Genomic DNA, 26,435 nt, shown 5'->3' on the forward strand with positions numbered 1-26,435 from the left:
TTGTACGTGAAAAAAAATCCAATTGCAGTAAGTGATTGTCGCTTTAAAGCTGAATTTCTTTAAAAGAAAACTCTAATATAAAATAAAATCATCTGATTGATTAGTTTTATCATAAAAAAAAGATTAGAATAAAGCGTTTTTATAAGTGGTTTGCAATGATGTCTGCATTAAAAATTCAAGAACGTAAGCGTTTACGTCAAATTGGTCACTCTTTACAACCTGTAGTCATGATTGGTAACCATGGTTTGACAGATAATGTCATCGAAGAAACCTTGCGCGCCTTAAATGACCATGAACTGATCAAGGTAAAAATTGGCGGAGAAGATCGTGAGTTACGCAATCAACTCATTGCCGAATTAATTGAACGTACTCAGGCACAGAACGTCCAACAAATTGGTAAAATTGTATTGCTTTATAAAAAAGCACCGCAACAAAATCAGAAACTTTCCAATCTTGTGCGCTACGCACATTTAATCAATTCCTGATTGGTTAATTATGGCAACTTTCGATTTAATTTCTTTTGAACCAACACATGATATACAGTTGATTGGTGCCATAGAAACACCCGGTACAGGCATCATTCAGGTCGGGTTTTGGGTCAATGATCCCAACCAGCTGATTATCTGGGATGATAAAGTGGCAGGTTTCCCCCGTCGGGACTATCTCTGGGAAAAAACCTGTTTTGAACTTTTTATTGGCGTGAAAGATCAGGATATCTATCGGGAAATTAACCTTTCCTCCTCAAATGCATGGCAAGCCTATCAATTTGAAGAATATCGTTATCCTGAAAGTATGCCCCCTCAAACTGCCAATGATATAGAACTGGTTGATCTGCAACGAACCAAGTTTGGCATGACAGCCACTCTGGATATCAATCCTTTCTTATATCAGCAGCAACTCAAAAGTCGGGATATCTTTTTAGGATTATCAGCGGTTATCCTTACTGCCAAGCAACAACATTTGTTTGCCATGCAACACAGTGGTCGCCAAGCAGATTTTCATAATAAAAGAGACTGGCTACATCAACTTTAAAAGACATAAAAAAAGAACATGCCAATCTAAATTTGCCTGTTCTTTTTCTTACTTTATATCGCTGATCAGGATTCAGTCTGATCACTCTTTTCCTTTGGTTGTGATAGGTTAATTTTATTTAAGGCTTCCACCGTATGCTGTTTTGAACGTTTAAAGATTTCTGCCAGTTGTTCCTTATGTTTTGCAGAAATATCGCTTATTTCCTGCTTAATTTCTTTGGAGACCTGATTCACATCTTCTATTACAGTTGAAAACTCTTCTTTCACCACATCTTTGAGTTCCAGCAAATCTGCCTGAGAAAGCGGAAACTGCGCCTTGATTGATTCAATTCTATTTAGAAAATCCTGTTTTAACTCGATAATTTGTGCTTGAACAAGTTCTGCAAAATCCTGTTTTGTTGTTTGTTCAGCAGTTTCCGCTTTCTGTGTTTCTGCTGTAACTTTTTCTGCTGTCACGGGTTCTTGAGGTTTTGGCGTATGTTCTGTCATGATAAAAGTCCTTCTATCAATGGATTTTAATTGATCATTATTTAACTATGTTTTGAATTAAACAGTGATAAGAATTGTCTGACAATTTATGTTTGAGGAAACTTTCCGATGAATAGCAGCAAAATACTTTTGGTGTAAAAAAAACCATACAGTTTCTATTGTTTGATAAGGTGGTCGAATATCGAAAATAATGTTTAAATTATGTACAACCTCCAATGCTATCTATATAGAATAGGACACTTTATTTTTAAGCAGCTTAAATCCCAAAACGCAAATAACGATCAGCCACTTCTACACTTTATCTGATTATTTTATGCTGTATTTTCATAAACTATATTCCACCAAGTTTTAGCTATTTTTAAATGGACTTTTCACTACTTCATGCGTACAATACGTTTTTAAGTTACAAGCGAGTAGACCAAAGGTGGACGTACACACGTTTCCTTCTTTTTTTTAGTCTTCTCGCTTTTTTACAGCTTAAAATTCAGGAGCTTTGGTTTGAGCACCCCCGCCATTTTAGCCCTTGCTGATGGAACGATCTTTAAAGGAACGTCTATCGGTGCAATGGGATTCACCACTGGTGAAGTCGTTTTTAATACTGCCATGACAGGCTATCAAGAAATTTTAACTGATCCAAGTTATGCACAACAACTTGTGACATTGACTTATCCACATATTGGCAACACTGGTTGCAATGAAGAAGATACTGAGTCTGTCCGTATTCATAAAGTCTGGGCAAATGGTCTGATTATTCGTGACTTACCCCTTTTACACAGCAATTTCCGTGCAACACAATCTTTAGGTGACTATTTAAAACAACATAACGTGGTTGCCATTGCCGATATTGATACACGTAAATTAACCCGTATTTTACGTGATAAAGGTGCACAAAACGGCTGTATTCTGGCTGGTGAAAATATTTCGGAAGAAGAAGCCCTTGCCAAAGCACGCGCATTCGGTGGCTTAAATGGTCTAGACCTTGCCAAAGAATGCTGTGATCCAGAAGGTTTTGAATGGACAGAAGGTTCATGGCAATTAGGTCAGGGTTTTAGCAAACCTGAGCTTAAATACCATGTAGTAGCGTACGACTATGGTGTCAAAACCAACATCTTGCGTATGCTTGCAGATCGCAGCTGTAAATTAACTGTGGTACCGGCTCAAACACCAATCGAAAAGGTTCTGGCACTCAATCCAGATGGCGTATTCCTGTCCAATGGTCCAGGCGATCCAGCAGCATGTGATTATGCTATTGCAGCGGTAAAAACATTGATTGAAACAACGACTCTGCCTGTATTCGGTATTTGTCTGGGTCATCAGATTCTGGCACTTGCTTCTGGTGCCAAGACACTTAAGATGGGTCACGGGCATCATGGTGCCAACCATCCGGTTCAAAACATTGAAGATGGTACGGTAATGATCACATCACAAAACCATGGTTTTGCCGTTGATGAAAGCACCTTGCCTGCGACTTTAAAAGTCACTCATCGTTCCCTATTTGACGGGACAAATCAGGGCATTCATCGTACCGACAAACCTGCTTTTAGCTTTCAGGGTCATCCCGAAGCCAGCCCAGGTCCGCACGATTGTGCCCCATTGTTCGATCACTTTATCGAACTGATTGAAGCAGCAAAACAGTAATTCAAGAGCGAGTAAATCATGCCTAAACGTACGGATATTAAAAGCATCTTAATTATTGGTGCTGGTCCAATTGTGATTGGTCAAGCCTGTGAGTTTGACTATTCTGGCGCACAAGCCTGTAAAGCCCTTCGTGAAGAAGGCTATCGTGTCATTTTGGTTAACTCTAACCCAGCAACCATCATGACCGATCCTGCCATGGCTGATGCAACCTACATTGAGCCAATCACTTGGCAAACAGTTGCACAGATCATTGAAAAAGAACGTCCCGATGCAGTTTTGCCAACCATGGGTGGACAAACCGCACTTAACTGTGCGCTTGCCCTTGATGAACATGGTGTATTGGCACAATATGGCGTGGAATTGATCGGCGCAAGCAAAGATGCCATCGAAAAAGCCGAAGACCGTAAATTATTCGATCAGGCAATGCGTAAAATCGGACTGGAATGTCCAAAAGCTGCCATCGCAGAAACTATGGAAGAAGCCTTAGCAATTCAGGCAGGTTTCGGTTTCCCTGTGATTATCCGCCCATCATTTACCATGGGTGGTTCTGGTGGTGGTATCGCTTATAACCGCGAAGAATTTCTGGAAATTTGTGAGCGTGGCTTTGACCTTTCTCCAACCCATCAATTATTGATCGATGAATCATTGATTGGCTGGAAAGAATACGAGATGGAAGTTGTCCGTGACAAAAAAGACAACTGTATCATCGTCTGTGCCATTGAAAACTTTGATCCAATGGGTGTCCATACTGGCGACTCAATTACCGTTGCACCAGCTCAAACTCTGACCGATAAAGAATATCAAATCATGCGGAATGCATCGATTGCAGTATTGCGTGAAATCGGTGTGGAAACTGGTGGTTCTAACGTACAATTCGGGATCAACCCGAAAGATGGACGTATGGTGGTAATCGAGATGAACCCTCGTGTTTCTCGTTCCTCTGCCCTCGCCTCTAAAGCCACAGGTTTCCCGATTGCAAAAGTTGCGGCAAAACTTGCTGTAGGTTATACCCTTGATGAATTAAAAAATGACATCACAGGTGGTATTACACCAGCATCATTTGAACCATCTATCGACTATGTGGTCACCAAAATTCCTCGCTTTAACTTTGAGAAATTCCCACAAGCCGAACCCGTGCTCACCACACAGATGAAATCTGTCGGTGAAGTCATGGCGATTGGCCGTAATTTCCAAGAATCGGTACAAAAAGCCTTACGCGGTCTGGAAGTTGGCGTGAGTGGTTTTGATGAAAAAATTACCGATGATGTTGAAAATATCAAAGATAAAATCAAAGTTGAGCTAAAAGTTCCCGGTCCAGAACGGATCTGGTACGTTGCTGATGCATTCCGTCATGGTTTTAGTCTGGACGATGTATTTGAAGCCACCAAAATTGACCGCTGGTTCCTGATTCAGATTGAAGATATTGTCAAAACTGAAGCAGAAATCAAAACATTAGGCTTTGGTGATCTTACTGCCGAAAATATTCGCAGTTTTAAACGCAAAGGTTTGTCTGATCTTCGTATTGCAGATTTGATGGGAATTTCACAAAAGCAGTTCCGCAAACAACGCTGGAATCTGGGTGTTTATCCTGTCTACAAACGTGTCGATACTTGTGCAGCAGAATTTGCGTCTAGCACAGCCTATATGTATTCGACTTATGACGAAGAATGTGAAGCCAATCCATCAAATCGTGAAAAAATCATGGTGATTGGTGGTGGACCAAACCGTATTGGTCAAGGTATCGAGTTTGATTACTGTTGTGTGCATGCTGCACTGGCGATGCGTGATGATGGTTATGAAACCATCATGGTCAACTGTAACCCAGAAACAGTATCAACCGATTATGATACCTCAGACCGTTTGTATTTCGAGCCAATTACACTCGAAGATGTACTGGAAATCGTCCGTACCGAAAAACCAAAAGGTATCATCGTGCAATATGGTGGTCAAACACCATTGAAACTGGCACGTGCCTTAGAAGAAGCTGGTGCACCAATTATCGGGACCTCTCCTGATGCGATTGACCGTGCTGAAGATCGTGAACGCTTCCAGCAAATGATTCAGAAACTCGGTCTGCGTCAGCCAAGTAACAGTATTGTTAAATCTGCTGAAGAAGGCATTGCCGAAGCAGCAAAAGTGGGCTTCCCACTGGTTGTACGTCCTTCCTATGTTTTAGGTGGTCGTGCGATGGAAATCGTCTATAACGAAGAAGAGCTGAAACGTTATCTGCGTGAAGCGGTACAAGCATCAAATGAAGCACCAGTATTACTGGATCATTTCCTTGATGATGCAACCGAAGTCGATGTCGATTGCGTTTCTGACGGCAAAGATGTGGTGATTGGCGGTATTATGCAGCATATCGAACAAGCAGGGATTCACTCTGGTGACTCGGCATGTTCTATCCCGCCTTATTCATTGTCTGCCGAAATTCAGGATGAAATGCGCCGCCAAACTGTTGCCATGGCAAAAGAATTGGGCGTAGTTGGCCTTATGAATGTCCAGTTTGCTGTTAAAGGCAATGATGTGTATATTCTGGAAGTGAATCCTCGTGCATCTCGTACGGTACCATTCGTATCGAAATGTATTGGTGAATCGCTGGCTAAGGTTGCTGCACGCTGTATGGCGGGTCAATCGCTGGCATCCCAAGGCTTTACCACTGAAATTATCCCAACTTACTACTCGGTAAAAGAAGCAGTCTTCCCATTTGCCAAGTTCCCGGGTGTAGACCCTGTACTTGGGCCAGAAATGAAATCAACTGGTGAAGTCATGGGTGTGGGTAAAACTTTCGGTGAGGCCTTCTACAAAGCAGTATTGGGTTCCAATGATCGCTTACCTGGTAAGCCAACTGAAGGCGAAACCAAATATGTGTTCCTATCAGTCCGTGATTCGGATAAGCCACATGTTGCACGAATTGCCAAACAACTGGTCGAACATGGCTTCAAACTGGTTGCAACAGGTGGTACGTTTGATGTGATTAATGAGGCTGGCATCGCCTGTGAACGTGTAAATAAAGTCACAGAAGGTCGCCCTCATATTGTTGACCGCTTGAAAAATGGCGAGATACACCTCATTATTAATACCACTGAAGGTAAACAAGCACAGCAAGACTCGTTCTCGATTCGCCGCTCTGCATTACAAGGCAAAGTGTATTACACCACGACATTGAATGGTGCTGATGCAGTCTGCCAAGCATTAGGAATCAAATTACCAATGGATGTATATCGCTTACAGGATTTACAAACAGTAGGTTAATCATATTCGACACTTCCGTCACCTTTACGGAGGTGGCGGAAGTTTTTTTTTGGTACTTAAGAAACTTGCTGAACCTAGCATTTTTAATGTTTAGCAAATTCTATATGTATTATTTATCATAACTCTCTGGATGTGAGGGAAAATTATGCAACGCTACCCAATGACACCCGAAGGCAAAATAGCTTTGGAAAAAGAATTACAGCAGTTAAAAACTGTAGATCGTCCACGTATTACTCAAGCGATTGCAGAAGCACGTGAACATGGTGATCTGAAAGAAAATGCCGAATATCATGCTGCACGTGAACAACAAGGCTTCTGCGAAGGTCGTATCCAGGATATCGAGGGGAAACTTGGCGCTGCACAAGTGATCGATGTCAAAGACCTTGAACAAAATGGCCGAGTGGTCTTTGGTGTAACAGTGACCATTGAAAATCTGGATACCGAAGAACAAAAAACCTATAAAATTGTAGGTGATGATGAAGCAGACTTTAGAATTAATAAAATTTCTGTGAACTCCCCTATTGCCCGTGGTCTGCTAGGCAAAAACGAAGGTGATGATGCAAAAATCACTACCCCACAGGGTGAAGTTGAATACGAAGTTGTTAAAGTTGAATATTTGTAAAAAATTTAGCCCCTCAATATGAGGGGTTAAGTTTTTTATGACATCAATTTTTTCAAATCAACCTTATTTTTTATCACATCTAATATAGTCTAGCTGAAATATTATTATTGAAACGGTATCACCACTTTTTTGCTTTTCTGCACTTGCTTATGGCTTTCCGGCTCGAATGCAGGCCAATCATATTCTAAAAAATTGAGTGTCCATTGATAATATTTTTGACCAATGTCCTTAAACTCAATCTGTAAAATGCCCCACACTTCATCATGGCAATGCGGCGATGTTTTATATTCCTGTTCGCTAAAACAAGCCCGGATCATTTGAGAATAAGAAAATGGAATATCTTTTAATCCCACTTGATATTTGCCTTTGGCTTCAAGTCTAACAAAATCAGCAACATTCTCATGTGCGCCACCACCAGAATAACCGATAAAATATCGATTTAATATTGCAATTGCCCTCTCTGTTTTATTCAAGGGATAAAGTGCTGGATAAATTGATAATCCTTCAGGTGCCATATCATAATCGTGGATAGGTGCCTGATTCGAATGCTGATAATCCTTAAAATTCCAATGGTCTAGTACTTTATATTGTCCATCAAATTTCTGTAGTTTGATCATTTGCGGTGTATTATCAATCAGATAATAGGCTGTCGGATCATTTTTTAATTGCCATAAACCCAGTGCATCATTACGACAGTTGATTTGAATAGAGAGACAAATATTTTGTAGGGCATCTTGCGTCATTTTGACAGCAATAAATGGCAAAGCCGTCACTTTTTGCTGCTGTGCAGCCATTGTAATTTGCATCGTAGACATCGAAGACAATGCCAGGATCATCGGAATAATTTTTATCTTTGCCAAATTTTTCTGCATTATTATCACCATTCAAAATATTTTAACGCTATCCTATTATTTTTAAACGTAACTCCTTCCTCCAGCAACATTAATTTTTGAATATTTTCTCCTTTTGCATTAACACCAGTGGTTCGGATTTGTCCTTGGGCATTGACCACTCTATGCCATGGAATCTCACTATTATCATCCGTGTGTTGTAGCACTTTGGCAACCATACGTGCATGTCTAGGCAGACCTGCCAGCCTTGCGACTTGACCATAGCTGGCAACCCGTCCATATGGAATCAAATCAACTACAGCAAGAATCTGCCGGGCGAGTTCAATATTCTGCAAAATTTAATATCCCGATAAACGCTGAACTAAAATCTGAAAATAATTTATATAAAAAAAGCGTACTGTATTTGTACGCTTTTTTAAATCGAATCACATCATTACATTGGAGATTATTTTTTCTTTAAAGCTTCCTGACATTCCGGACTATCGCAATAGCCATACAGATTTAAAGAGTGACCAGTTAAAGTAAATCCATGTTGTTCTGCAATGGTATGTTGTTCTTCTTCAATCGTATCATTGGTAAATTCAACGACTTTATTACAACTTTGACAGACCAGATGATCGTGATGATCTTCCTGCATGATTTCAAATACAGAATGATTATTATCAAAATGATGACGTTGAATAATGCCTGCTGCCTCAAACTGAGTCAAAACACGGTAAACCGTTGCCAAGCCAACATCTTCACCTTGTTCTAGGAGTGTTTTATAAATATCTTCCGCACTTAAATGGTGTTGCTTTGAATTTTCCAATAATTCTAAAATCTTAATACGTGGTAAGGTGACTTTAAGGCCAGCTTTACGTAAATCTTGATTTGTAATCGCCATGTAAATAAATCTCTCAACAAAATTAAGTGGTCATATGCAAGCACAATAAGATAAAGTATGATCTAACTTTTAACTCTGCGCATTAAAAATCTGTGGGATAGTGTAGCAAAATGCAAAAATTTATGTTGTCCATGTTCTTAACCCTTCTCGTTTCTGGCTGTGTCTATAAAATAGATATTCCGCAGGGAACGCCTCTTATTCAATCACAAGCCGCTCAGGTCAAAGTTGGTATGACACCACAACAAGTGCGCTTTTTGCTCGGTAGTCCAACGATTAGCGATCCTTTAAACCCTTTACGCTGGGACTATATATACAACTATATCCCTGGTACATACGCCAAAAAAGCAAAAATACCTGAGTCAAAAGGTCAACATTTAAAGATATACTTTAACCAATCTGGCGTCGTTTCGCAAATAGAAGGTTTAGAAACTATTCCAGAAAGCCAACCAGGTCTTCCAGGCTCTAAAGAAGCGATCTTAACCGCTCCACCTCTTTAAATCATCATTCTCCATATTGAAGAGATGAAAATACGAGGAACAAAAACCAGTCATTTGAAATGACTGGTTTTTTATATATTTTGCAACGAAACGATTCTGATAAAAATAAGGCATCCAAAGACACCTTATTCCTACTTAAACCTGTATAAGACTAATCTTCCTCGTTTGAAGCCTGAGGATCTGATCCTTCCGGATCATTGTCTAATACATCTTCACTTCGTCCATCAGCAACGTCATTTACCGGCTCTTCTTCCTCATCATCAATCGACAAGTCCTGTAATGCCGCCAAACCGACCAGAACCTCATCTTCTGCAAGACGAATCAGACGAACACCTTGTGCATTACGACCCGTTGTGGCAATCTCTACCGCACGCGTACGCACCATGGTGCCACCATCAGAAATCAACAATAATTCCTTATGTTCATCAATTGCGACGGCACCCACCAGTTCACCATTACGTTCACTGGTCTTAATGGCAATCACTCCTTTACCACCACGTTTTTTGGTCGGGAAATCACCTACAGGTGTACGTTTACCATAACCATTGGCACAGGCACATAAAACTTCACCAGTTTCAGGCACAACCACCAAGGAAACGATACGACTGCTAGAATTGCTCTCGCTATCATCATTATCGTCCTGATCATCATTCAATTCGGTATCTTCATCAACCAGAGCACTGCCTGCAAAGTTAACCCGCATACCACGGACACCTTTTGCAATACGGCCCATTGAACGTACATCAGTTTCGGCAAAACGAATCGCTTTACCTTCATTACTGAACAACATGATTTGTTGTAAACCATCAGTAATGGCAACACCAATCAAGGTGTCATCATCGCTCAATTCAATCGCACGCAAGCCATTGGCACGAATATTACTAAACTGCTCTAGGTCAACACGTTTTACCGTACCTGATGCGGTTGCCATAAAGATATACTGATTTTCAGCAAACTCTTTTAACGGCAGAATTGCTGTGATGCTTTCGTTGGCTTCCAGTGGCAATAAATTGACCATCGGACGACCTTTGGCACCACGAGAAGCAATCGGTACTTCAAATGTTCTCAAGCGGTACACTTTACCGCGCGTAGTAAAGAACAATACCGTTGCATGATTGGACGTCACCAGTAAATGCTGAATGTAATCATCGTCTTTCATGCTGGTTGCAGATTTACCACGACCACCACGACGTTGTGCTTCATAATCCGAAAGTGGCTGTGTCTTGGCATAACCCGTTTGAGAAACAGTCAATACCACCTGTTCCTCTGGAATCAAGTCTTCACGGCAGAAGTCCACACCCGATTCAATAATTTCGGTACGACGTGCATCACCATACTGTTGCAATACCGCAGCAAGCTCTTCACGAATAACATTCATCAATAAATTAAAATCGTTCAAAATCGCTGTTAATTCGGCAATTTGCCCCAAAATCTCACTGTATTCGGCATGCAGTTTATCCTGTTCCAGACCGGTTAAACGGTGCAAACGCAATTCCAGAATAGCACTGACCTGAGCCGGCGATAAACGATAGTTTTCACCATTTAGACCAAATGGATGCTCGGAATCTTCACCTTCAATTTCATCTGGACGAACTGATACCGAACCAGCTTTTTCCAGTAATGCAATGACACCACCTGACTGCCACTGACTTGCCAATAATCGTTCACGTGCCTCACCCGGATTGGCCGAGGTTTTGATGGTTTCAATGATCTCGTCAATATTGGCTAAAGCAACTGTCAAACCTTCCAGAATATGTCCACGTTCACGTGCCTTACGCAACTCAAACATGGTACGACGAGTCACAACTTCCTGACGATGACGGATAAATGCAGCAACAATATCTTTCAAATTCATTAATTTGGGTTGACCATTGTCCAGACAAACCATATTAATGCTGAAGGAATTTTGTAATTGTGTATTTAAAAATAGATTATTAACCAGGATTTCTGCATTTTCACCACGTTTTAAATCAATGGCGATTCGCATACCTTCCTTATCAGATTCATCACGTATTTCACTGATGCCTTCCAGCTTTTTCTCTTTAACCAGTTCGGCAATACGCTCAATGACTTTGGCCTTGTTGACCTGATATGGAATCTCGGTAAATACAATGGTGCTGCGATCAGTTTTCTCATTGGTTTCAATATGATATTTACCACGGATATGCAAACGACCTTTACCGGTACGATAAGCATCATAAATCCCTGATTTACCATAGATGATTCCGCCAGTCGGGAAATCCGGCCCAGTGACATGCGTCATCAGACCTTCGATGGAAATATTGGGATTATCCACATAGGCAAGGCAGGCATGAATCGCTTCTGTGATGTTGTGAGGTGCCATATTGGTTGCCATCCCCACAGCAATCCCTGCAGCACCATTGATCAGCAGGTTGGGAATACGGGTTGGCAATACATCGGGAATACGTTCTGAGCCATCATAGTTATCGACCCAGTCAACCGTATCCTTTTCCAAATCGGCAAGTAGTTCATGCGTGAGTTTGGTCATCCGGATTTCGGTATAACGCATTGCTGCGGCACTATCACCATCGACCGAACCGAAATTACCCTGACCATCGACCAGTAAATAACGTAAACTAAAATCCTGTGCCATACGAACAATCGTTTCATAGACTGCGCTATCACCATGCGGATGATATTTACCGATGACATCACCTACCACACGTGCAGATTTTTTATAGGCTTTGTTATAGTCGTTACCCAATTCGTGCATCGCAAACAGTACACGACGGTGTACTGGTTTCAAGCCATCACGTACATCAGGTAAAGCACGTGACACAATGACGCTCATTGCATAATCAAGATAAGAATTCTTTAACTCATCTTCAATCGCAATCGGTCGGATTTCCGATACGCTCATGCAAACTCCTTATTTACAGATAGAGTGTTCTATCTGTTTTTATGTCTTCAATCCTGCAAAAATTTAGCTCAAAAACCTGAACCAAAAAATAAAAATACAGCCCTGAATTATAGCATAAAGGACCTATTAACTGGGAGTTTAACCATCTAAAAATAGTATTTTTTTATAGTAAAAAATTAATTAAAATGAATAAGTTAAAAACAGAGTTTTAAGTTTCTAAATCTATCTGAAAAATCCTTACGATTTGGTTAAAATACACGCTGTATAAACACTGTTCTTTTCGCATATTGTTTGGCTTTCATTGAAAAATAATTACTGTTCAAATATGGACATTGCATGGCTATTTTTCATCTTTATCAATAGCAGCATATGTACAAGATTACTTTATTACCCGATATTGCGCAGGAACCCACCGGTAGCCTATTACATTTTCACCAATATGCCCAATGCCCGGAAAAGCAATATGTGCCGCACCAATCCACCATTTTTTCCGATATGCCTGTTCAAAAATATTCTTACGTGCTAATACTGCACGATCAGAATCTGTATCCGGTTTATATATCGCATCAGGATAAGGAAATTGAACCGCAGCATAATGCACAATATCACCTAGACCTAGAAACTTCTGTCCATTTTTCCCATCAACCAAATAAGATGAATGCCCTTCGGTATGCCCCGGAGTAGCCAAAAGTTGAACATTGGGTACATTAAAAGAAGTTTTAGTAAATACCACCAACTGCCCCGCTTGTTGGTAAGGTTTTAATGCATCTCGAGTCATTTTAAATAATGGCTTAAAAAAATGGCTGGCTTCTGCTTCGTTATGCGCTGATGTCCAATATTCAGCATCTTGCTTAGCTAAATAAACTTTGGCATTCGGATAAGCCATTTTTCCATCTACAGTAATGCCACAAAGATGATCAGGATGTGCATGTGTGATTAAAATTGTATCAATTTGCTCTGGTTGTATGCCAGCATGCTTTAAATTCTCTAGCACATGCCCGAGCGTTGGACCAAAACATTTTGCTGTACCGGCATCTATTAAAATATTTTGTGTAGGTGTTTGTACAAGAAATGCTGAAAAATCCGTCACAATCTGATTTTGATCATCTATAGGAACAAAATTTTCTGCAAAAAGTTGATCAGCCTGTTCACTGGAAATACGCAACAAATCACTACGCGGCAACCCAAATTCGCCATCAAATAACGCAGTGACTTTCAAATTCCCAATATTTTGCACAAAATAACCATCGACTTGTTGAACTGCTCTGACTTGTTGAGCTGGTATAATGGGCTGAGCAGATGCAATATTTGCACTGAGCAAAACTGCCAATGCCAAAAACTTAAAACGATTCATGTAGATTTTACCCATTGATTGCCTGATGTATATTCACTGTAATCAGTTCGAGCAGATAAAATCGCTCAATTCAATGTACAAACTGCTCAAGTTTGAGTTAATTCATGGACAGAACTTGTGGATCAAAACCGTATCTCTGATAAAACCGATGTTTAAACACAGCAACCGAGTGATATCCAGATTTTGCTGCGATACTTTTCAAAGGCAGGTTCTTTGAATATAAAAGGCTTAATGCATAAGCCAATCTGGCATGGGTAATAGTTTCTCTTAGAGTCGTGCCTTCTGCACTTAATTTTCTTCGTAAGGTTGCACCACTTAAAGCCATTTGCATTTCTATATCTCGTGATTGCCAGTCCCGTTGCGGTTCGTTCATCACCGATTGATAAATTTTTTTGGAAAGATTTGGAGCTGGAATCACCAAAATATCTGCATGTCCAGACTGACATAATTTAAGCAAAATACCCACAATGCACAATCTTGCCTGCGCCAGATCATGATTAAATAATGCTGCCTGCCATGTGGACAGTTCCAAAGCAAAATCCCGAATCGAAAATTTAAAAATGTCATTACTTTTATCTGTAATCGGTTTTGCCCAGATCAACTGGGTCGCCTGAATCACTTCCTCGCAAACAGGCACAAGTATTGTAAGATATTCGCCTGTATGTTGATCTGGAATATTCACTGCATCAATAATTGCATCAGCTTTCATAATCAAGATGTCACCAGCAAGCAATGACATTTTTAGATTCTGCATATTGACTTTCTTTTCACCAGATACAATGATGCCCAAATGCAGTTGGTTGACCTTAACGCTGGACAGACCATGTTGATTTTTAGCACGAATACATAAGTAATCCCGTGCAACATCTGCCTTGGCTAATGCCACTAATGACGAATATAAATCGCTGATTTCATGCTGCATATTCATAAAATATTTCCAATAAAAAACGCTCTTTGGATAGCCAAAGAGCGTCTTCAATACGTGTTACAGCGTAGGAGCGTAAATTACAGTTTAGATACCAATTCTGGTACAACAGTATTTAAATCGCCAACTAACCAGTAGTCTGCAACACTATTAATCGGTGCTTCTTCATCCTTGTTGATCGCTACGATCACTTTGGAATCTTTCATACCTGCCAAGTGCTGAATTGCACCGGAAATACCCACTGCAACATACAGATCAGGCGCAACGATTTTACCAGTTTGTCCCACCTGAAAATCATTTGGTACAAAGCCAGCATCTACCGCAGCACGTGATGCACCTTGAGCAGCACCCAGTTTGTCTGCCAATGGATCAAGTACTTTGTGATAGTTTTCACCAGAACCAACACCACGACCACCAGAAACAACGATACGTGCAGCAGCCAGTTCAGGACGATCCAGTTTCACGATTTCTTCATTGATAAAGGTAGAAATACCCGCATCTTTGACTTCGCTTACAGTTTCAATTGTGGCAGAACCACCTTCTGCTGCAACTGCATCAAATGCAGTCGTACGTACTGTACCAATAATGATGGCTTCATCAGATTGAACAGTCGCAATCGCATTACCTGCATAAATCGGACGTTTAAATGTATTGGCATTTTCAACAGCAATAATATCGGTAATTTGACTGACATCAAGCAATGCAGCAACACGAGGCAAAATATTTTTGCCAGTTGTGGTTGATGCAGCCAGTACATATTTATAACCACCTTTGGCAATATCAGCGACTAAGCCAGCCACATTTTCAGCCAATTGATGTGCATATGCAGCATTGTCAGCAAGTAATACTTTGCTTACACCAGCAACTTTGGCAGCTTGTTCTGCAACTACTTGTGCAGCTTCACCTGCCACTAATACAGTAATATCACCACCGATTTTTTGAGCTGCCGCAACAACGTTTAAAGTTGCGCCATTTAATGTTTTATTGTCGTGCTCAGCGAGAACTAAAATACTCATGATTATTATCCCTATCTTAGATGACTTTCGCTTCGTTTTTAAGTTTGTCGATTAATTCATCAACAGACTTCACTTGTACACCGGCTTTACGTTCCGCCGGTGCTTCAACTTTAACAGTTTTCAGCTTGGTACCTGTCGCAACGCCATAATCTGCCGGAGTTTTTGTTTCAAGTGGTTTTTTACGTGCTTTCATGATGTTAGGCAAAGCAGCATAACGTGGTTCATTTAAACGTAAATCCGTAGTGATAATCGCTGGAAGCGATAATTCTACAGTTTGTAAACCACCGTCAATTTCACGTGTTACTTGAACTTTACCACCATCAACTTTAACTTCTGATGCAAAAGTACCTTGACCTGCACCCAGTAAAGCACCCAACATTTGACCGACCTGATTAGAGTCATCATCAATCGCTTGTTTACCAAGAAGGATAAGTTCCGGTTTTTCTTGTTCTACAATGCCTTTTAAAATTTTGGCAACTTCCAAAGCACCAATTTCATCTGTGGTTTCAACTAAAATACCACGATCTGCACCCAATGCCATCGCAGAACGAATTTGTTCCTGCGCTTCTTTAGGGCCAATAGAAACAACCACGATTTCCGAAACGACGCCTTTTTCCTTTAAACGTACAGCTTCTTCAACAGCAATTTCACAAAATGGGTTAATTGACATTTTAACGTTGGTTAAATCAACCCCAGTATTATCCGCTTTCACACGTACTTTAACGTTGGCATCCACCACACGTTTTACAGCGACAAGAGCCTTCATGTAATTCCTCGGCTGTTTTTACAAATGAATATGGAAGAGTTTATACAACTCTTATGCTTAAAATTATAGTGCACTATCTTGCATTGCATTGGGCATTTCGGTCAAGTCAGATTCGTGAACTTGATGTAAAAAGACGTAAATAAAAATCTTTATCAAGATCAAGCCACCTGATTTAACAATGTATTTTATTACTTTATAGCAGTATAGTTTATGAAAATATCGAATGAGTCTTATCAAACTTTTTCACATTAAAAAGTATCATTTCCTTCTCGATCTTTAAAGATCAAAATAACAAAGAATTTAAAATAACTATTTAATTTTCAAATATATTTATATAAATGTACTTTTAGAAAAATAGCTCTTATAAATGCTCACATCACAATATCCAAAACAACTACCGACTATCTTTCAAACGATCCAAACCAGTTAAAAATAGATACTGGGAAACCGACTCATCAACATCCAGCAATGCAGTTCAACGCTTACAATGGCAATGACTAATCGGTCACCTGATGCTTTTTTAAAATGTTATTTTTTCGCCCGTGGATGAGCCTGATCGTAAATTTTGGCTAAATGGTCAAAATCCAGATGGGTATAGACTTGCGTCGTGGTTAAATTACTATGACCCAGCATTTCCTGTACGGTTCGTAATTCGCCACTATTCGATAATAAATGACTGGCAAAACAATGTCGTAATAAATGCGGATGTAAATCGGCACTTAATCCCGCCCGTTTGGCCTGTTGTTTGATCCGATTCTGAACTTGTCGGTCAGAAATCTTTTGTCCGGAACGTGAAATAAAAATAAAATCGTGATCCAGCGTTTTTACTATACGCAAGCTTAACCAGTGACGCAAAGCCTGTTCTGCTTTTCCTCCAAAGGGAATAATCCGTGTTTTATTGCCCTTACCTTTTACTCTGACCAAGTGTTGTGACCAGTCGATATCTGACAGTTTTAGGTTGACCAGTTCATTTAAACGTAATCCACTGGAATACAGGAGTTCCAGCATGGCTTTATCCCGTGCCCATAACCATTGATCATTTTCCGATTGTGGTGCCGCCTGATCCAGTAATTGATTGAGTGTTTCAGGCGATAACATCCCCGGTAAAGGTCGAGGTTGGCGTTTAATATTAAAATCTTTAAAGTTGGCATCAACCTGTGTACCGTGTTGCTGTAACCACTGCATAAATTGACGAATTGCAGATAGAGCCCGTTGCACACTCTGGTTCGACCATTGTTTCTGTTCGATGCAATAGCCCATATACTGTCGTAAATCACTGATTTGTAATTGCTGTGGTTGTAAATTTTGTTGTTCACAGTAGCTTAAAAATGCCACCAGATCTCGATGATAGGCTGCAATAGTATGTTGTGAATGTTGTTGTATGGCAAGTTGATCGAGCCAGTCTGGGAGAGCATTGTGTAAAACTGGATTGATGGTCTGATTCATTTAAGTTCCTATGTGACCCTTCTTTATTCTAAACCTAGATCCCCACGGTAAAACTATTTCATTTGTATCTTTCATCTATGTGCTTAGATGTATGGAGTATGCGTAAAATAAATACCTGTTTTTTATTTTCATCAATTAAAATAATTGCCCGATAAGGGGTATCCAAAATCAATTTCTCACGCGTATTGAATCGTCTAGCTTTGGTACGATAAGGGAAAAAATATAAAGTTTCCAATTGCCCAGTAATTTTTACATACATTTCTTCGGCTAACTGTTCACCCCATCTTTCTATACCATATGCCAGAATCTCAATTAAATCTTGTTCGGCTTCTGGTGAATATAGAACGATATAATTCATTTTTGCCGACTTGCAACCAATTCACGTGCTTTTTCTAATGCGGTCAAATGAACTGTTTGCATCGATTTTACTTGCGTGGCATCTTTTTCGATGGTAGCGATTGCCTGTAAAATTTTTGCTTTTTCCCAATCCGCATAATCGTCTTCCCCAGTGTAAAACAGTTGCTCTAAGTGTGTACCTTGTACATCTTTTAAGGAAACAAATACACCTACTGGACGATTATTTTTGGTCACTAAAACAGGTTCACGTTGCATGGTATCCAATAATTCACCAAAACGTAATTTTGCATCTTTTGCACTGATAACCTGCATAATACACCCTATTAAAAAAAGTAGTCACTTTAATCATTTTAACTACTACAATGCAATACACAAGTCTTTTTAATTTAATTCCATAAAAAAACCTATCTTACATTGCGTAGATAGGTTTTAAGATTTCAATGATTAACCTTGAAAATATCTTAAATCAAAGCGTCCATCATAAACTTTCGCTGTCGGACCAGTCATCCACACCACATCGCCTTCCTGCCATGCAATATTCAACATACCACCTGCCAGTTCAATATTGACATTATTGTCCAGTAAACCACGACGAATGCCGCTGACAACCGCAGCACATGCCCCTGTACCACATGCCAGTGTTTCACCTACTCCACGTTCATAAACACGTAAACGTGCCTGATTGCGTGAAATAACCTGCAAAAATCCTGCATTAACGTGTTCCGGAAAACGTACATGGGATTCTACTTGTGGTCCAATTGCTGCGACATTGGCTTTAAGTACATCATCCACCAAAATCACGGCATGGGGATTGCCCATATTCACTACGTCGACTTTAATTTCTAAATCTTTTAACTGTAACGGATAAAGCGCTTGGACATCGTCAGCAACAAAAGGAATTTGTTCGGGTAAAAATTTTGGTTCGCCCATATTGACCCGCACCCAGCCATTTGCACCCAGTTCAGGCTCCACAATGCCCGATTTGGTCTGCACCCGGATTTTGGTTTTATAAGTCAATTGATGCTCGTAGACAAAACGGGCAAAACAACGCACGCCATTACCACATTGTTCTACTTCGGAACCATCAGCATTAAAAATTCTGTACTTAAAATCAACTGTCGGATCTTCCGGTGGTTCAATAATCAATAGTTGATCAAAACCAATCCCGAAATGGCGATCTGCCATACGCTGAATCGTCAAACTATCCAGATAAGCACGTTGACGAACTAGATCAATCACCACAAAGTCATTGCCCAAACCATGCATTTTGGTAAATTCCAATAGCATCTCAATTTACTCCTGTGGTAATAACTGTTCGTTGGCCCAAAGCGATTCAATGGTTTCACGCTTGCGAATCAGATATGCCTGATCACCATCGACCATGACTTCTGCCGCACGGCCACGTGAATTATAATTTGAACTCATCACAAAACCATATGCACCAGCCCCAAGAACTGCAAGGGTGTCATTTTCCTTGATCGCAAGATCACGATCTTTACCGAGGAAATCTCCGGTTTCGCAAATGGCACCGACCACATCCCAAGTTTTGACTTCGGTATTTTTACGTGGCGTAACCGAAACAATATCCATCCAGGCTTCATATAAAGACGGACGAATTAGATCATTCATTGCTGCATCAACAATGGCAAAGTTACGATGCGAAGTCGGTTTGAGCAAATCCACTTTGGTCAATAACACCCCAGCATTGGCACTGATACTGCGACCAGGCTCCATATAGACTTTTAAACCCAGTTGTTCCAGTTGCGGACGCATGGCATTTGCATACTCTGCAACAGTTGGGGGTGTTTCATCTTTGTAGGTAACACCCAGACCACCGCCAATATCAATATGTTTTAAGGTGATCCCTAACTGTTTAAGTTGTTCAATCATCACTTGTACCCGTTCAAGCGCATCAACAAATGGCTTGGTTTCGGTCAGTTGGGAACCGATATGACAGTCAATTCCAATGATGTCCAAATTCGGCAAACTCGCAGCATATTGATAGGTATCGAATACACTGTCACTCGGAATACCAAATTTATTTTCTTTTAAACCTGTTGAAATATAAGGATGGGTTTTGGCATCGACATCCGGATTAACCCGCAAGGAAATCGGTGCTTTTTTATTTAAACCTGCTGCAACTTTTTGAATACGATCCAGTTCTGCATGAGATTCCACATTAAAACATGCAATACCAACGATCAGTGCTTTGGCGATATCGGCTTCAGATTTGCCCAAACCGGAAAATACAATTTTCGATGGATCACCACCTGCTGCAAGCACACGTGCCAGTTCGCCACCGGTCACAATATCAAAACCGGCTCCCAATTTTGCCAATACATTCAGCACAGCAATATTGGAATTGGATTTCACAGCAAAACAAATCTGATGATCAATAAATGCAAAAGCTTCATCCATATCCAGATAATGCTTGCAAAAAGCAGCTTTGGAATACACGTACAAAGGTGTAGAAAATTGCTGAGCTAAATCTTCAAGGGAACAATTTTCAGCGTGTAAAACGCCTTGTTGACGTGTAAAACTCATTGTTGACTACCTAAATCCTGATCTGAGGGCTGTGACGATGATTGTGTTTCCTGAACGGTCTGTTTGTCTTTTTTGTAGAGCAAATATTCCGAGCGCTTGTCATAATTTGGATCGGAAGGCAGCATCAATGCGCCAGATTGACCACAAGCAACAAGGCCACATAGAGAAGAAAGACATAAACCGATAAGACACAAAGTACGCATAATCAAAATGCTCATTATTGATTATTGTTGAGTATAGCTTGATTTATAAAGTGACCAAAGCATTTCATGTGCTTAAAGCATCTTGAGGTATAAAAAAACGCCAGTATCAACTGACGTTTTGTATTGACCGTGATTAACCGACCTATTTTCTTCCTTTAAGATATTTCGGCTTATAGAAAACATAATAGCCAATTGCCAGAATCACCAACCACAATGGACTGACTTTTAATGCTTTAAAAGTATCGGCTTCAAGTGACAGGATATACACAGTCCCAATAAAGAAAATGATCACCACCCAACAGGTAAATACACCACCCGGAAGTTTGAAAGTTGATGCTGCATGTAGCTCTGGACGTTGCTTTCTATAATTGATATAGCTCCACATAATGATGATCCAGACACAGATAAACAAAATCGTGGACAAAGTGGTTGCCAGCGTAAATGCTTCAACAGTATTTGGCACAAGGTACTGTAATCCTGCACCTGCCAGTAAGCATACAGTTGAAAAATACAAGGCATTTGCCGGTACTGCGGATTTAGACAATTTACCAAAGCCCTGAGGCGCCTGATGATCTTTTGCCAGACCAAATAGCATACGACTGGTAGAGAAAACCCCACTATTCATCGAAGACATCACCGAAGACAATACCACTAGATTCATGATAATTGCAGCTGCGGCAATACCTGCTTGTGAAAATAGATTTACAAATGGACTGACTTTAGGATCAATCTGATTCCATGGCGTAACTGACATCACGATAAACAATGCCAATACATAGAAAATAATGATACGAATTGGAATAGAGTTTACAGCTTTAGGTAGATTACGCTCTGGATCATGTGTTTCTGCTGCGGTGGTTCCCACCAGCTCAACGCCCACAAACGCAAAAATCGCAATCTGGAATCCGGCTAAAAACCCATCAAAACCAGTCGGAAAGAATCCGCCATTTGACCATAAATTGCTAAATTGAGCGACTGTTCCTGCATCGGTGGTAAATCCAGTGAAGATCATCCAAAAACCCACGAGAATCAATACAATAATCGCTGTAATCTTGACCATGGCAAACCAGAATTCCATTTCACCAAACAGCCGTACAGTGACCAGATTGAGCCCCATAATAAACAAGATCGCTGCGATACTGATCAATGCCCCTTCGGTCGGACTAAACTCCTGTCCTCCGTTGAAAAACTGCAAGTAATAAATAATCGCAGATAAATCGGCAATCCCGATGGTAATCCAACATAGCCAATAGGTCCACCCGACAAAATAACCAGCCCATGGACCAATCAAATCGGTAGAGAAATCGATAAAGGATTTATATTGCAAGTTCGAAAGTAATAATTCACCCAGTGCTCGCATAACCAAGAACACCATCAATCCGATAATCATATAGATAAACAGAATCGAAGGACCTGCTAGGCTAATGGTTTTACCGGAACCCATAAACAAACCTGTTCCAATTGCCCCACCAATTGCAATCAATTGCAAATGGCGGTTGGATAGGCTGCGTTGCAGACTTTCTGGATCCCCTTGCGGTAAATCGTGTGGATATGACATTTTTTTAATACACCTACTATATTTCTTCCTGCTAAAAATATTCCAATTCATATAGAGAGAAAAGCACTAACTGAATTATTTTTGATTATTTTTATACTTTTTATACTTTTGCACGAATTACAGGCATTCCTAATTACCTGCACCAAAATATTTTGAGTAATTTGCATTATATCCGTGCAGCAAACCTTATATCCATACGACATAGTTTGTCGTAATAATCCAAATAAAGCGCATGCGCTGCCTTTACTTTTACAAAACAAGTCACTACATTGTTTTTCATCAAAGTATATTTAGCATCCAATCCAAGATCATCATTATGAGTAAAGCCAAAACTGTTTATCGTTGCGAACATTGTGGAACAGACCATCCCAAATGGGTAGGACAATGTCCCGATTGTGGAGAATGGAACAGTTTGGTCGAAGCACGTTTAGAAAATGTCACCCCTCACCGAGCAAAATCCGGGATTAAAACCGGCGGTTATGCTGGTCAAACCAGTCAAATTACCACGCTGGATCAAATCCAGCTAAGCCGTGAATCCCGTACCTCTACTGGTATTAGTGAGTTTGATCGGGTACTCGGTGGTGGGCTAGTAATGGGATCAGTGGTGTTAATTGGTGGTGATCCCGGTATTGGTAAATCTACCATTCTGCTCCAGACAGCAACCTATATGGCAAGCCAACAACCTGCGCTCTATATTACAGGTGAAGAATCATTGTCTCAGGTGGCAATGCGGGCGAAACGTCTGGACTTGCCTCTAAATGCCCTGAAAGTCATGGCAGAAACCTGTGTCGAACGCATTTGCGAAGTTCTGGCCCACGAACGTCCACAAATGGCTGTGCTAGACTCAATTCAAACACTCTATACTGAAACCATTCAGTCTGCGCCCGGAGGTGTTTCCCAGATTCGTGAATCTGCTGCCATCCTGACCCGATTTGCCAAACACACTGGCACATCACTGTTTATCGTCGGTCATGTCACCAAAGAAGGTGCGCTTGCCGGCCCTCGTGTACTGGAACATATGGTGGATTGTGTACTTTATTTCGAAGGACAATCCGACTCTCGTTACCGCATGATTCGCGCTGTTAAAAACCGCTTTGGTGCAGTGAATGAACTTGGCGTGTTCGGAATGACCGATAAGGGACTAAAAGAAGTCGCCAATCCTTCGGCCATTTTTTTAAGCCGTTATGATGAAGCCATTCCCGGATCTGTGGTGATGATTAGCCGTGAAGGTACGCGTCCCTTACTGGTGGAAGTTCAGGCACTGGTCGATGATGCACATGGACAACCGCGTCGGGTTGCATTGGGACTGGAGCAAAATCGTTTATCCATGTTGCTTGCAGTCATGCATCGGCACGGTGGTGTACAAACCGTAGGCCAAGATGTCTATGTCAATATCGTTGGTGGTTTAAAAATTACCGAAACAGGCTCAGACTTGGCAGTATTACTGGCCTGTGCATCAAGTTTAAGGGGCAAGGCACTTCCGCAGCATCTTGCGGTCTTTGGTGAAGTGGGACTTTCCGGGGAAATCCGCCCTGTTCCCAATGGTCAGGAACGCTTAAAAGAAGCACATAAACATGGTTTTAAAACCATTATTTTACCGCGCGCCAATGCACCACAAAATCCAATCAAAGGCTTAAACGTCATTTCAGTGGCACGACTGCATGAAGCACTACAAGCGGCTATGGATATCTGTGATGAATAAACTATGCGCCATGCAGCATTAAGTTTAACGTTGTCCCTACTTTTTATACATTCCATAGATCGGCTGATTAAGTGAAAAAGTATTTTGCAAATCATGCCTTTAACAGGAATCATGCAAGCAATTTATTAAATTTTCTAACAAAAATCACAAACTTAGCCTTGAAATTTGATATAAAACCCGCATTATTGAGGGTAAGAAGTTTTATTGATCATAGGAATATTAAAACAATGCAAAATAAAGCACGCGGTGCTGTTGTCGCATTAATGATGGCAAGTTTATTGGCTGCGCCCCTTGCAGAAGCCAAACGTGCAGGCGGTGGTAAAAGTGTCGGGATGTCCCGCGCTCCAAGCTCTAGCCAAAGTTATAACCAAAACCAGAATACTCAATATCGTAATCAAGCACCTGCTACAGCACAACAACAACCGCAGCGTAGTGGTTCAAATGTTGGCGGTATGGTAGCGGCTGGTGTTGCTGGTGCGGCATTAGGTGCAGTGGCTGCAAATGCAATGGCTGATGATGGCCAAAAAGCCAATCCGAATGAACAAGCCGCTAACTGGCAAAATGGTGAACAGGCTGCTCAAGAGAAAAAAAGTGGTTTTAGCTGGTTCTGGTTGATTATTCTTGCTGCCGCTGCTTTCTTCCTGTTTCGTAAATTTTCTGCGAAAAAACAATTCGCAGGTACAGGTAATCCCTATGCACCCAATAACAGTGGTGCAAGCACACGTAATCAAACCTCATCACCTTTTGGTACAACACCTCCAGCAGGAAATACCAATATCTTTGGTCAACCTGTGAATGGTGGTCAAGCACCAGTACAAGCGCCTTTTGGTGGTGCAACAACCAATAGCGGCAACCAATTACCTGATGGTAGCGAACCGGCAACCTTCCTGCGTTTCGCACGTCAACGCTTTAACCATATTCAAGCGATGAACAATGCCACCAATATCGAAGAAATTCGTAAATATTTCACTCCTGACATGTATCAGGCGATTTATTCGGATGTTGCCAATAATACCGATGTTGCAGAATTTAGTAATCTGACTGCAAACGTGATTGATCAAAGTACTGAAAATGGTCAATACGTGGTTAGTGTGCGTTTTACTGGAACAGTAAGTGAAGATTTAAATGCCTTACCACAACCATTTACCGAAATCTGGCATTTTGTAAAACCAGTCGGTAGCTCTACTGAGTGGTTAGTTGCAGGAATTCAACAAGTTTAATATCTGAGAAATCAAAAAATGGCAACTTTAATAGTTGCCATTTTTATATCCATCTTTCATGGAAAGAAATTATTTTGCAGCAATCATTTTTATTTGTTTAAACTGATCATTTTCAACGAGGTAATATACGGTTTCGCACTTTTCCTGATCACCATAACGACTACCCACTGCAATGACTAGATGGCTATCTTTTTGATAAAAAATGTCATTTTGGGTAAAACCTTTTTGTACGCTATAACAATCGGCAAAAGTATCCGGCAATATAAAGCTCTGTCCCGTTTTGGCATTAAAGGCTAAAGCAAAGCTACATCCACCACCACAACCTACTGTTTCCATGACATACTGCCCTGCAAAGTTTGGCTTTTGCTGTGACATTTGTGTGAATAACGTCCGATATTTTTTGCTTTGTGCATTCAGTTTTAATGGCTGATTTTTCCCAACAAACGTTTTTGCAGGATAATCCTGAAATTGTGGGGGATTTTTGGCATATAAAGAACATGGAATAAATACCAACAATGATAAAGAAAGATAAGTTTTTTTCATTTATTTGTCCTAAATAGATTTTCATCCCCATCTTTATAATAAATAACCCGATTCAAGTTTTTCAACCATTTATCCGATATATTTTAAGGTCAGGACAGTTTATAATTTTGCAATTACTTATGGATCATTTTTTATGTCAAACAACTCCAGATCGCTATCACCTGAATTATCAGAAAAATTACATGATTTAAAGAAAGTCAGACTATCAACATTATCCAATAAAGTCATTCAACGTGGCGGTAAAACCCAGCGTCAGGAGAGTTTTAAACATGCTTTAGTTGAGCTTAATCAGAGTTTTGAAGATTATCTTTCACAGGCAATCACCTTACGGTTTCAGCTTCACCCGGGGCAAGCCAAAAAGGTACGCTTTAAAAAAGACCGTATTCGTATTTTAAAACAGCATGGTATTGATTATTTACAGATTGATGGTGCAGAAACTGCACAAGTGCTGCTACTCATTACACAAAGTATTGTATTTGAAGATGCAGTGGTAACACCTGATCTAAATGATGTTTTTCCATTCTGGAAAGAAGGCTATCCGATGGTACAGTTTGATAATACGTACACGATATTGGCAGAAGATATCCAATTGCATTTTGAAGCGTTGATTGATACTTTGTTGGCACATTAAAATCAACAAAGCACGATCAATATAAG

The 26,435-nt window shown here is 40.5% G+C and carries 25 protein-coding genes and 1 pseudogene; 9 read left to right on the forward strand and 17 right to left on the reverse strand.

Annotated elements, in window-relative coordinates; all coding sequences use genetic code 11:
* The first annotated feature begins 158 nt into the window (after nucleotides 1-158).
* Nucleotides 159-485 (forward strand): ribosome assembly RNA-binding protein YhbY, encoded by a 327-nt coding sequence (gene yhbY, locus CAP51_RS00705; protein ID WP_087618802.1) that lies wholly within the window; start codon nucleotides 159-161, stop codon nucleotides 483-485.
* 10 nt (nucleotides 486-495) lie between these two features.
* Entirely contained in the window at nucleotides 496-1,032 is a 537-nt protein-coding gene (locus CAP51_RS00710; protein ID WP_087618803.1) for a DOMON-like domain-containing protein, read from the forward strand.
* 65 nt (nucleotides 1,033-1,097) lie between these two features.
* Here CAP51_RS00710 and CAP51_RS00715 read toward each other — a convergent pair whose 3' ends face one another.
* Nucleotides 1,098-1,520 (reverse strand): hypothetical protein, encoded by a 423-nt coding sequence (locus tag CAP51_RS00715; protein WP_087618804.1) that lies wholly within the window; start codon nucleotides 1,518-1,520, stop codon nucleotides 1,098-1,100.
* A 498-nt stretch (nucleotides 1,521-2,018) separates the two neighbouring features.
* On the opposite strand from CAP51_RS00715, the gene carA reads away from it, so the two are divergent.
* The 3 genes from carA (at nucleotide 2,019) to greA (ending at nucleotide 7,032) form a co-directional block, all read left to right on the forward strand.
* On the forward strand, nucleotides 2,019-3,158 hold the full coding sequence (carA, locus tag CAP51_RS00720; RefSeq protein ID WP_087618805.1) for a glutamine-hydrolyzing carbamoyl-phosphate synthase small subunit: 1,140 nt from the start codon (nucleotides 2,019-2,021) through the stop codon (nucleotides 3,156-3,158).
* An 18-nt stretch (nucleotides 3,159-3,176) separates the two neighbouring features.
* The gene (gene carB, locus CAP51_RS00725) at nucleotides 3,177-6,410 is read left to right on the forward strand and encodes a carbamoyl-phosphate synthase large subunit (protein WP_087618806.1); all 3,234 of its coding nucleotides are present in this window, start codon (nucleotides 3,177-3,179) and stop codon (nucleotides 6,408-6,410) included.
* A 145-nt stretch (nucleotides 6,411-6,555) separates the two neighbouring features.
* A complete protein-coding gene (gene greA, locus CAP51_RS00730) occupies nucleotides 6,556-7,032 on the forward strand; it encodes a transcription elongation factor GreA (RefSeq protein WP_087618807.1) in 477 nt (158 codons plus the stop codon).
* A gap of 104 nt (nucleotides 7,033-7,136) precedes the next feature.
* Here the strand turns inward: greA and CAP51_RS00735 are convergent, their stop codons facing one another.
* From CAP51_RS00735 to fur, 3 genes are all read right to left on the reverse strand, one after another.
* Nucleotides 7,137-7,904: a hypothetical protein gene (locus tag CAP51_RS00735; protein ID WP_245809046.1), complete on the reverse strand. Its 768-nt coding sequence runs from the start codon at nucleotides 7,902-7,904 to the stop codon at nucleotides 7,137-7,139.
* 5 nt (nucleotides 7,905-7,909) lie between these two features.
* Nucleotides 7,910-8,218, reverse strand: coding sequence for an MGMT family protein (locus tag CAP51_RS00740; RefSeq protein WP_087618808.1), 309 nt, complete (start codon nucleotides 8,216-8,218; stop codon nucleotides 7,910-7,912).
* Nucleotides 8,219-8,328: 110 nt separating this feature from the next.
* Entirely contained in the window at nucleotides 8,329-8,766 is a 438-nt protein-coding gene (gene fur / locus CAP51_RS00745) for a ferric iron uptake transcriptional regulator (RefSeq protein ID WP_087618809.1), read from the reverse strand.
* Between the two features lie 110 nt (nucleotides 8,767-8,876).
* On the opposite strand from fur, the gene CAP51_RS00750 reads away from it, so the two are divergent.
* Entirely contained in the window at nucleotides 8,877-9,263 is a 387-nt protein-coding gene (locus tag CAP51_RS00750) for an outer membrane protein assembly factor BamE (protein WP_087618810.1), read from the forward strand.
* A gap of 243 nt (nucleotides 9,264-9,506) precedes the next feature.
* Here CAP51_RS00750 and gyrA read toward each other — a convergent pair.
* The 12 genes and pseudogenes from gyrA to CAP51_RS00810 form a co-directional block, all read right to left on the reverse strand.
* A pseudogene (gyrA, locus tag CAP51_RS00755) lies at nucleotides 9,507-12,144 on the reverse strand (DNA gyrase subunit A); the annotation flags it as partial.
* A 379-nt stretch (nucleotides 12,145-12,523) separates the two neighbouring features.
* Nucleotides 12,524-13,498 (reverse strand): MBL fold metallo-hydrolase, encoded by a 975-nt coding sequence (locus CAP51_RS00760; protein ID WP_087619845.1) that lies wholly within the window; start codon nucleotides 13,496-13,498, stop codon nucleotides 12,524-12,526.
* A 97-nt stretch (nucleotides 13,499-13,595) separates the two neighbouring features.
* Nucleotides 13,596-14,426 (reverse strand): helix-turn-helix domain-containing protein, encoded by an 831-nt coding sequence (locus CAP51_RS00765; protein ID WP_087618812.1) that lies wholly within the window; start codon nucleotides 14,424-14,426, stop codon nucleotides 13,596-13,598.
* A gap of 77 nt (nucleotides 14,427-14,503) precedes the next feature.
* A complete protein-coding gene (locus CAP51_RS00770; RefSeq protein ID WP_087618813.1) occupies nucleotides 14,504-15,439 on the reverse strand; it encodes an FAD-binding protein in 936 nt (311 codons plus the stop codon).
* A 16-nt stretch (nucleotides 15,440-15,455) separates the two neighbouring features.
* A complete protein-coding gene (locus CAP51_RS00775) occupies nucleotides 15,456-16,205 on the reverse strand; it encodes an electron transfer flavoprotein subunit beta/FixA family protein (protein WP_087618814.1) in 750 nt (249 codons plus the stop codon).
* Nucleotides 16,206-16,733: 528 nt separating this feature from the next.
* Nucleotides 16,734-17,651, reverse strand: coding sequence for a site-specific tyrosine recombinase/integron integrase (gene xerA / locus CAP51_RS00780; protein ID WP_087618816.1), 918 nt, complete (start codon nucleotides 17,649-17,651; stop codon nucleotides 16,734-16,736).
* A 58-nt stretch (nucleotides 17,652-17,709) separates the two neighbouring features.
* On the reverse strand, nucleotides 17,710-18,009 hold the full coding sequence (locus CAP51_RS00785) for a type II toxin-antitoxin system RelE/ParE family toxin (RefSeq protein ID WP_087618818.1): 300 nt from the start codon (nucleotides 18,007-18,009) through the stop codon (nucleotides 17,710-17,712).
* The gene (locus CAP51_RS00790; RefSeq protein ID WP_087618820.1) at nucleotides 18,006-18,320 is read right to left on the reverse strand and encodes a type II toxin-antitoxin system Phd/YefM family antitoxin; all 315 of its coding nucleotides are present in this window, start codon (nucleotides 18,318-18,320) and stop codon (nucleotides 18,006-18,008) included. Before CAP51_RS00790 ends, CAP51_RS00785 begins: the two co-directional genes overlap by 4 nt.
* 132 nt (nucleotides 18,321-18,452) lie before the next feature.
* A complete protein-coding gene (gene dapF, locus CAP51_RS00795; protein ID WP_087618822.1) occupies nucleotides 18,453-19,295 on the reverse strand; it encodes a diaminopimelate epimerase in 843 nt (280 codons plus the stop codon).
* Between the two features lie 6 nt (nucleotides 19,296-19,301).
* Nucleotides 19,302-20,552, reverse strand: coding sequence for a diaminopimelate decarboxylase (lysA, locus tag CAP51_RS00800; RefSeq protein WP_087618824.1), 1,251 nt, complete (start codon nucleotides 20,550-20,552; stop codon nucleotides 19,302-19,304).
* Nucleotides 20,549-20,755, reverse strand: coding sequence for a hypothetical protein (locus tag CAP51_RS00805; RefSeq protein WP_416255993.1), 207 nt, complete (start codon nucleotides 20,753-20,755; stop codon nucleotides 20,549-20,551). The genes lysA and CAP51_RS00805 overlap by 4 nt, the downstream gene beginning before the upstream one ends.
* 142 nt (nucleotides 20,756-20,897) lie before the next feature.
* A complete protein-coding gene (locus CAP51_RS00810) occupies nucleotides 20,898-22,313 on the reverse strand; it encodes an amino acid permease (RefSeq protein ID WP_087618827.1) in 1,416 nt (471 codons plus the stop codon).
* 316 nt (nucleotides 22,314-22,629) lie between these two features.
* Between CAP51_RS00810 and radA the strand changes: the two genes are divergently transcribed.
* Complete coding sequence (radA, locus tag CAP51_RS00815) at nucleotides 22,630-24,015, forward strand: DNA repair protein RadA (RefSeq protein WP_087618829.1); 1,386 nt, start codon at nucleotides 22,630-22,632, stop codon at nucleotides 24,013-24,015.
* Between the two features lie 227 nt (nucleotides 24,016-24,242).
* Nucleotides 24,243-25,235: a Tim44 domain-containing protein gene (locus CAP51_RS00820; protein ID WP_087618831.1), complete on the forward strand. Its 993-nt coding sequence runs from the start codon at nucleotides 24,243-24,245 to the stop codon at nucleotides 25,233-25,235.
* A 69-nt stretch (nucleotides 25,236-25,304) separates the two neighbouring features.
* On the opposite strand, the gene CAP51_RS00825 is transcribed toward CAP51_RS00820, so the two are convergent.
* Nucleotides 25,305-25,778: a hypothetical protein gene (locus tag CAP51_RS00825; RefSeq protein WP_087618833.1), complete on the reverse strand. Its 474-nt coding sequence runs from the start codon at nucleotides 25,776-25,778 to the stop codon at nucleotides 25,305-25,307.
* 133 nt (nucleotides 25,779-25,911) lie between these two features.
* Here CAP51_RS00825 and CAP51_RS00830 point away from each other — a divergent pair, with 133 nt between their 5' ends.
* A complete protein-coding gene (locus CAP51_RS00830; protein ID WP_087618835.1) occupies nucleotides 25,912-26,409 on the forward strand; it encodes a hypothetical protein in 498 nt (165 codons plus the stop codon).
* Nucleotides 26,410-26,435 lie beyond the last annotated feature (26 nt).

This window comes from Acinetobacter populi (assembly GCF_002174125.1).
Lineage (GTDB): Bacteria > Pseudomonadota > Gammaproteobacteria > Pseudomonadales > Moraxellaceae > Acinetobacter > Acinetobacter populi.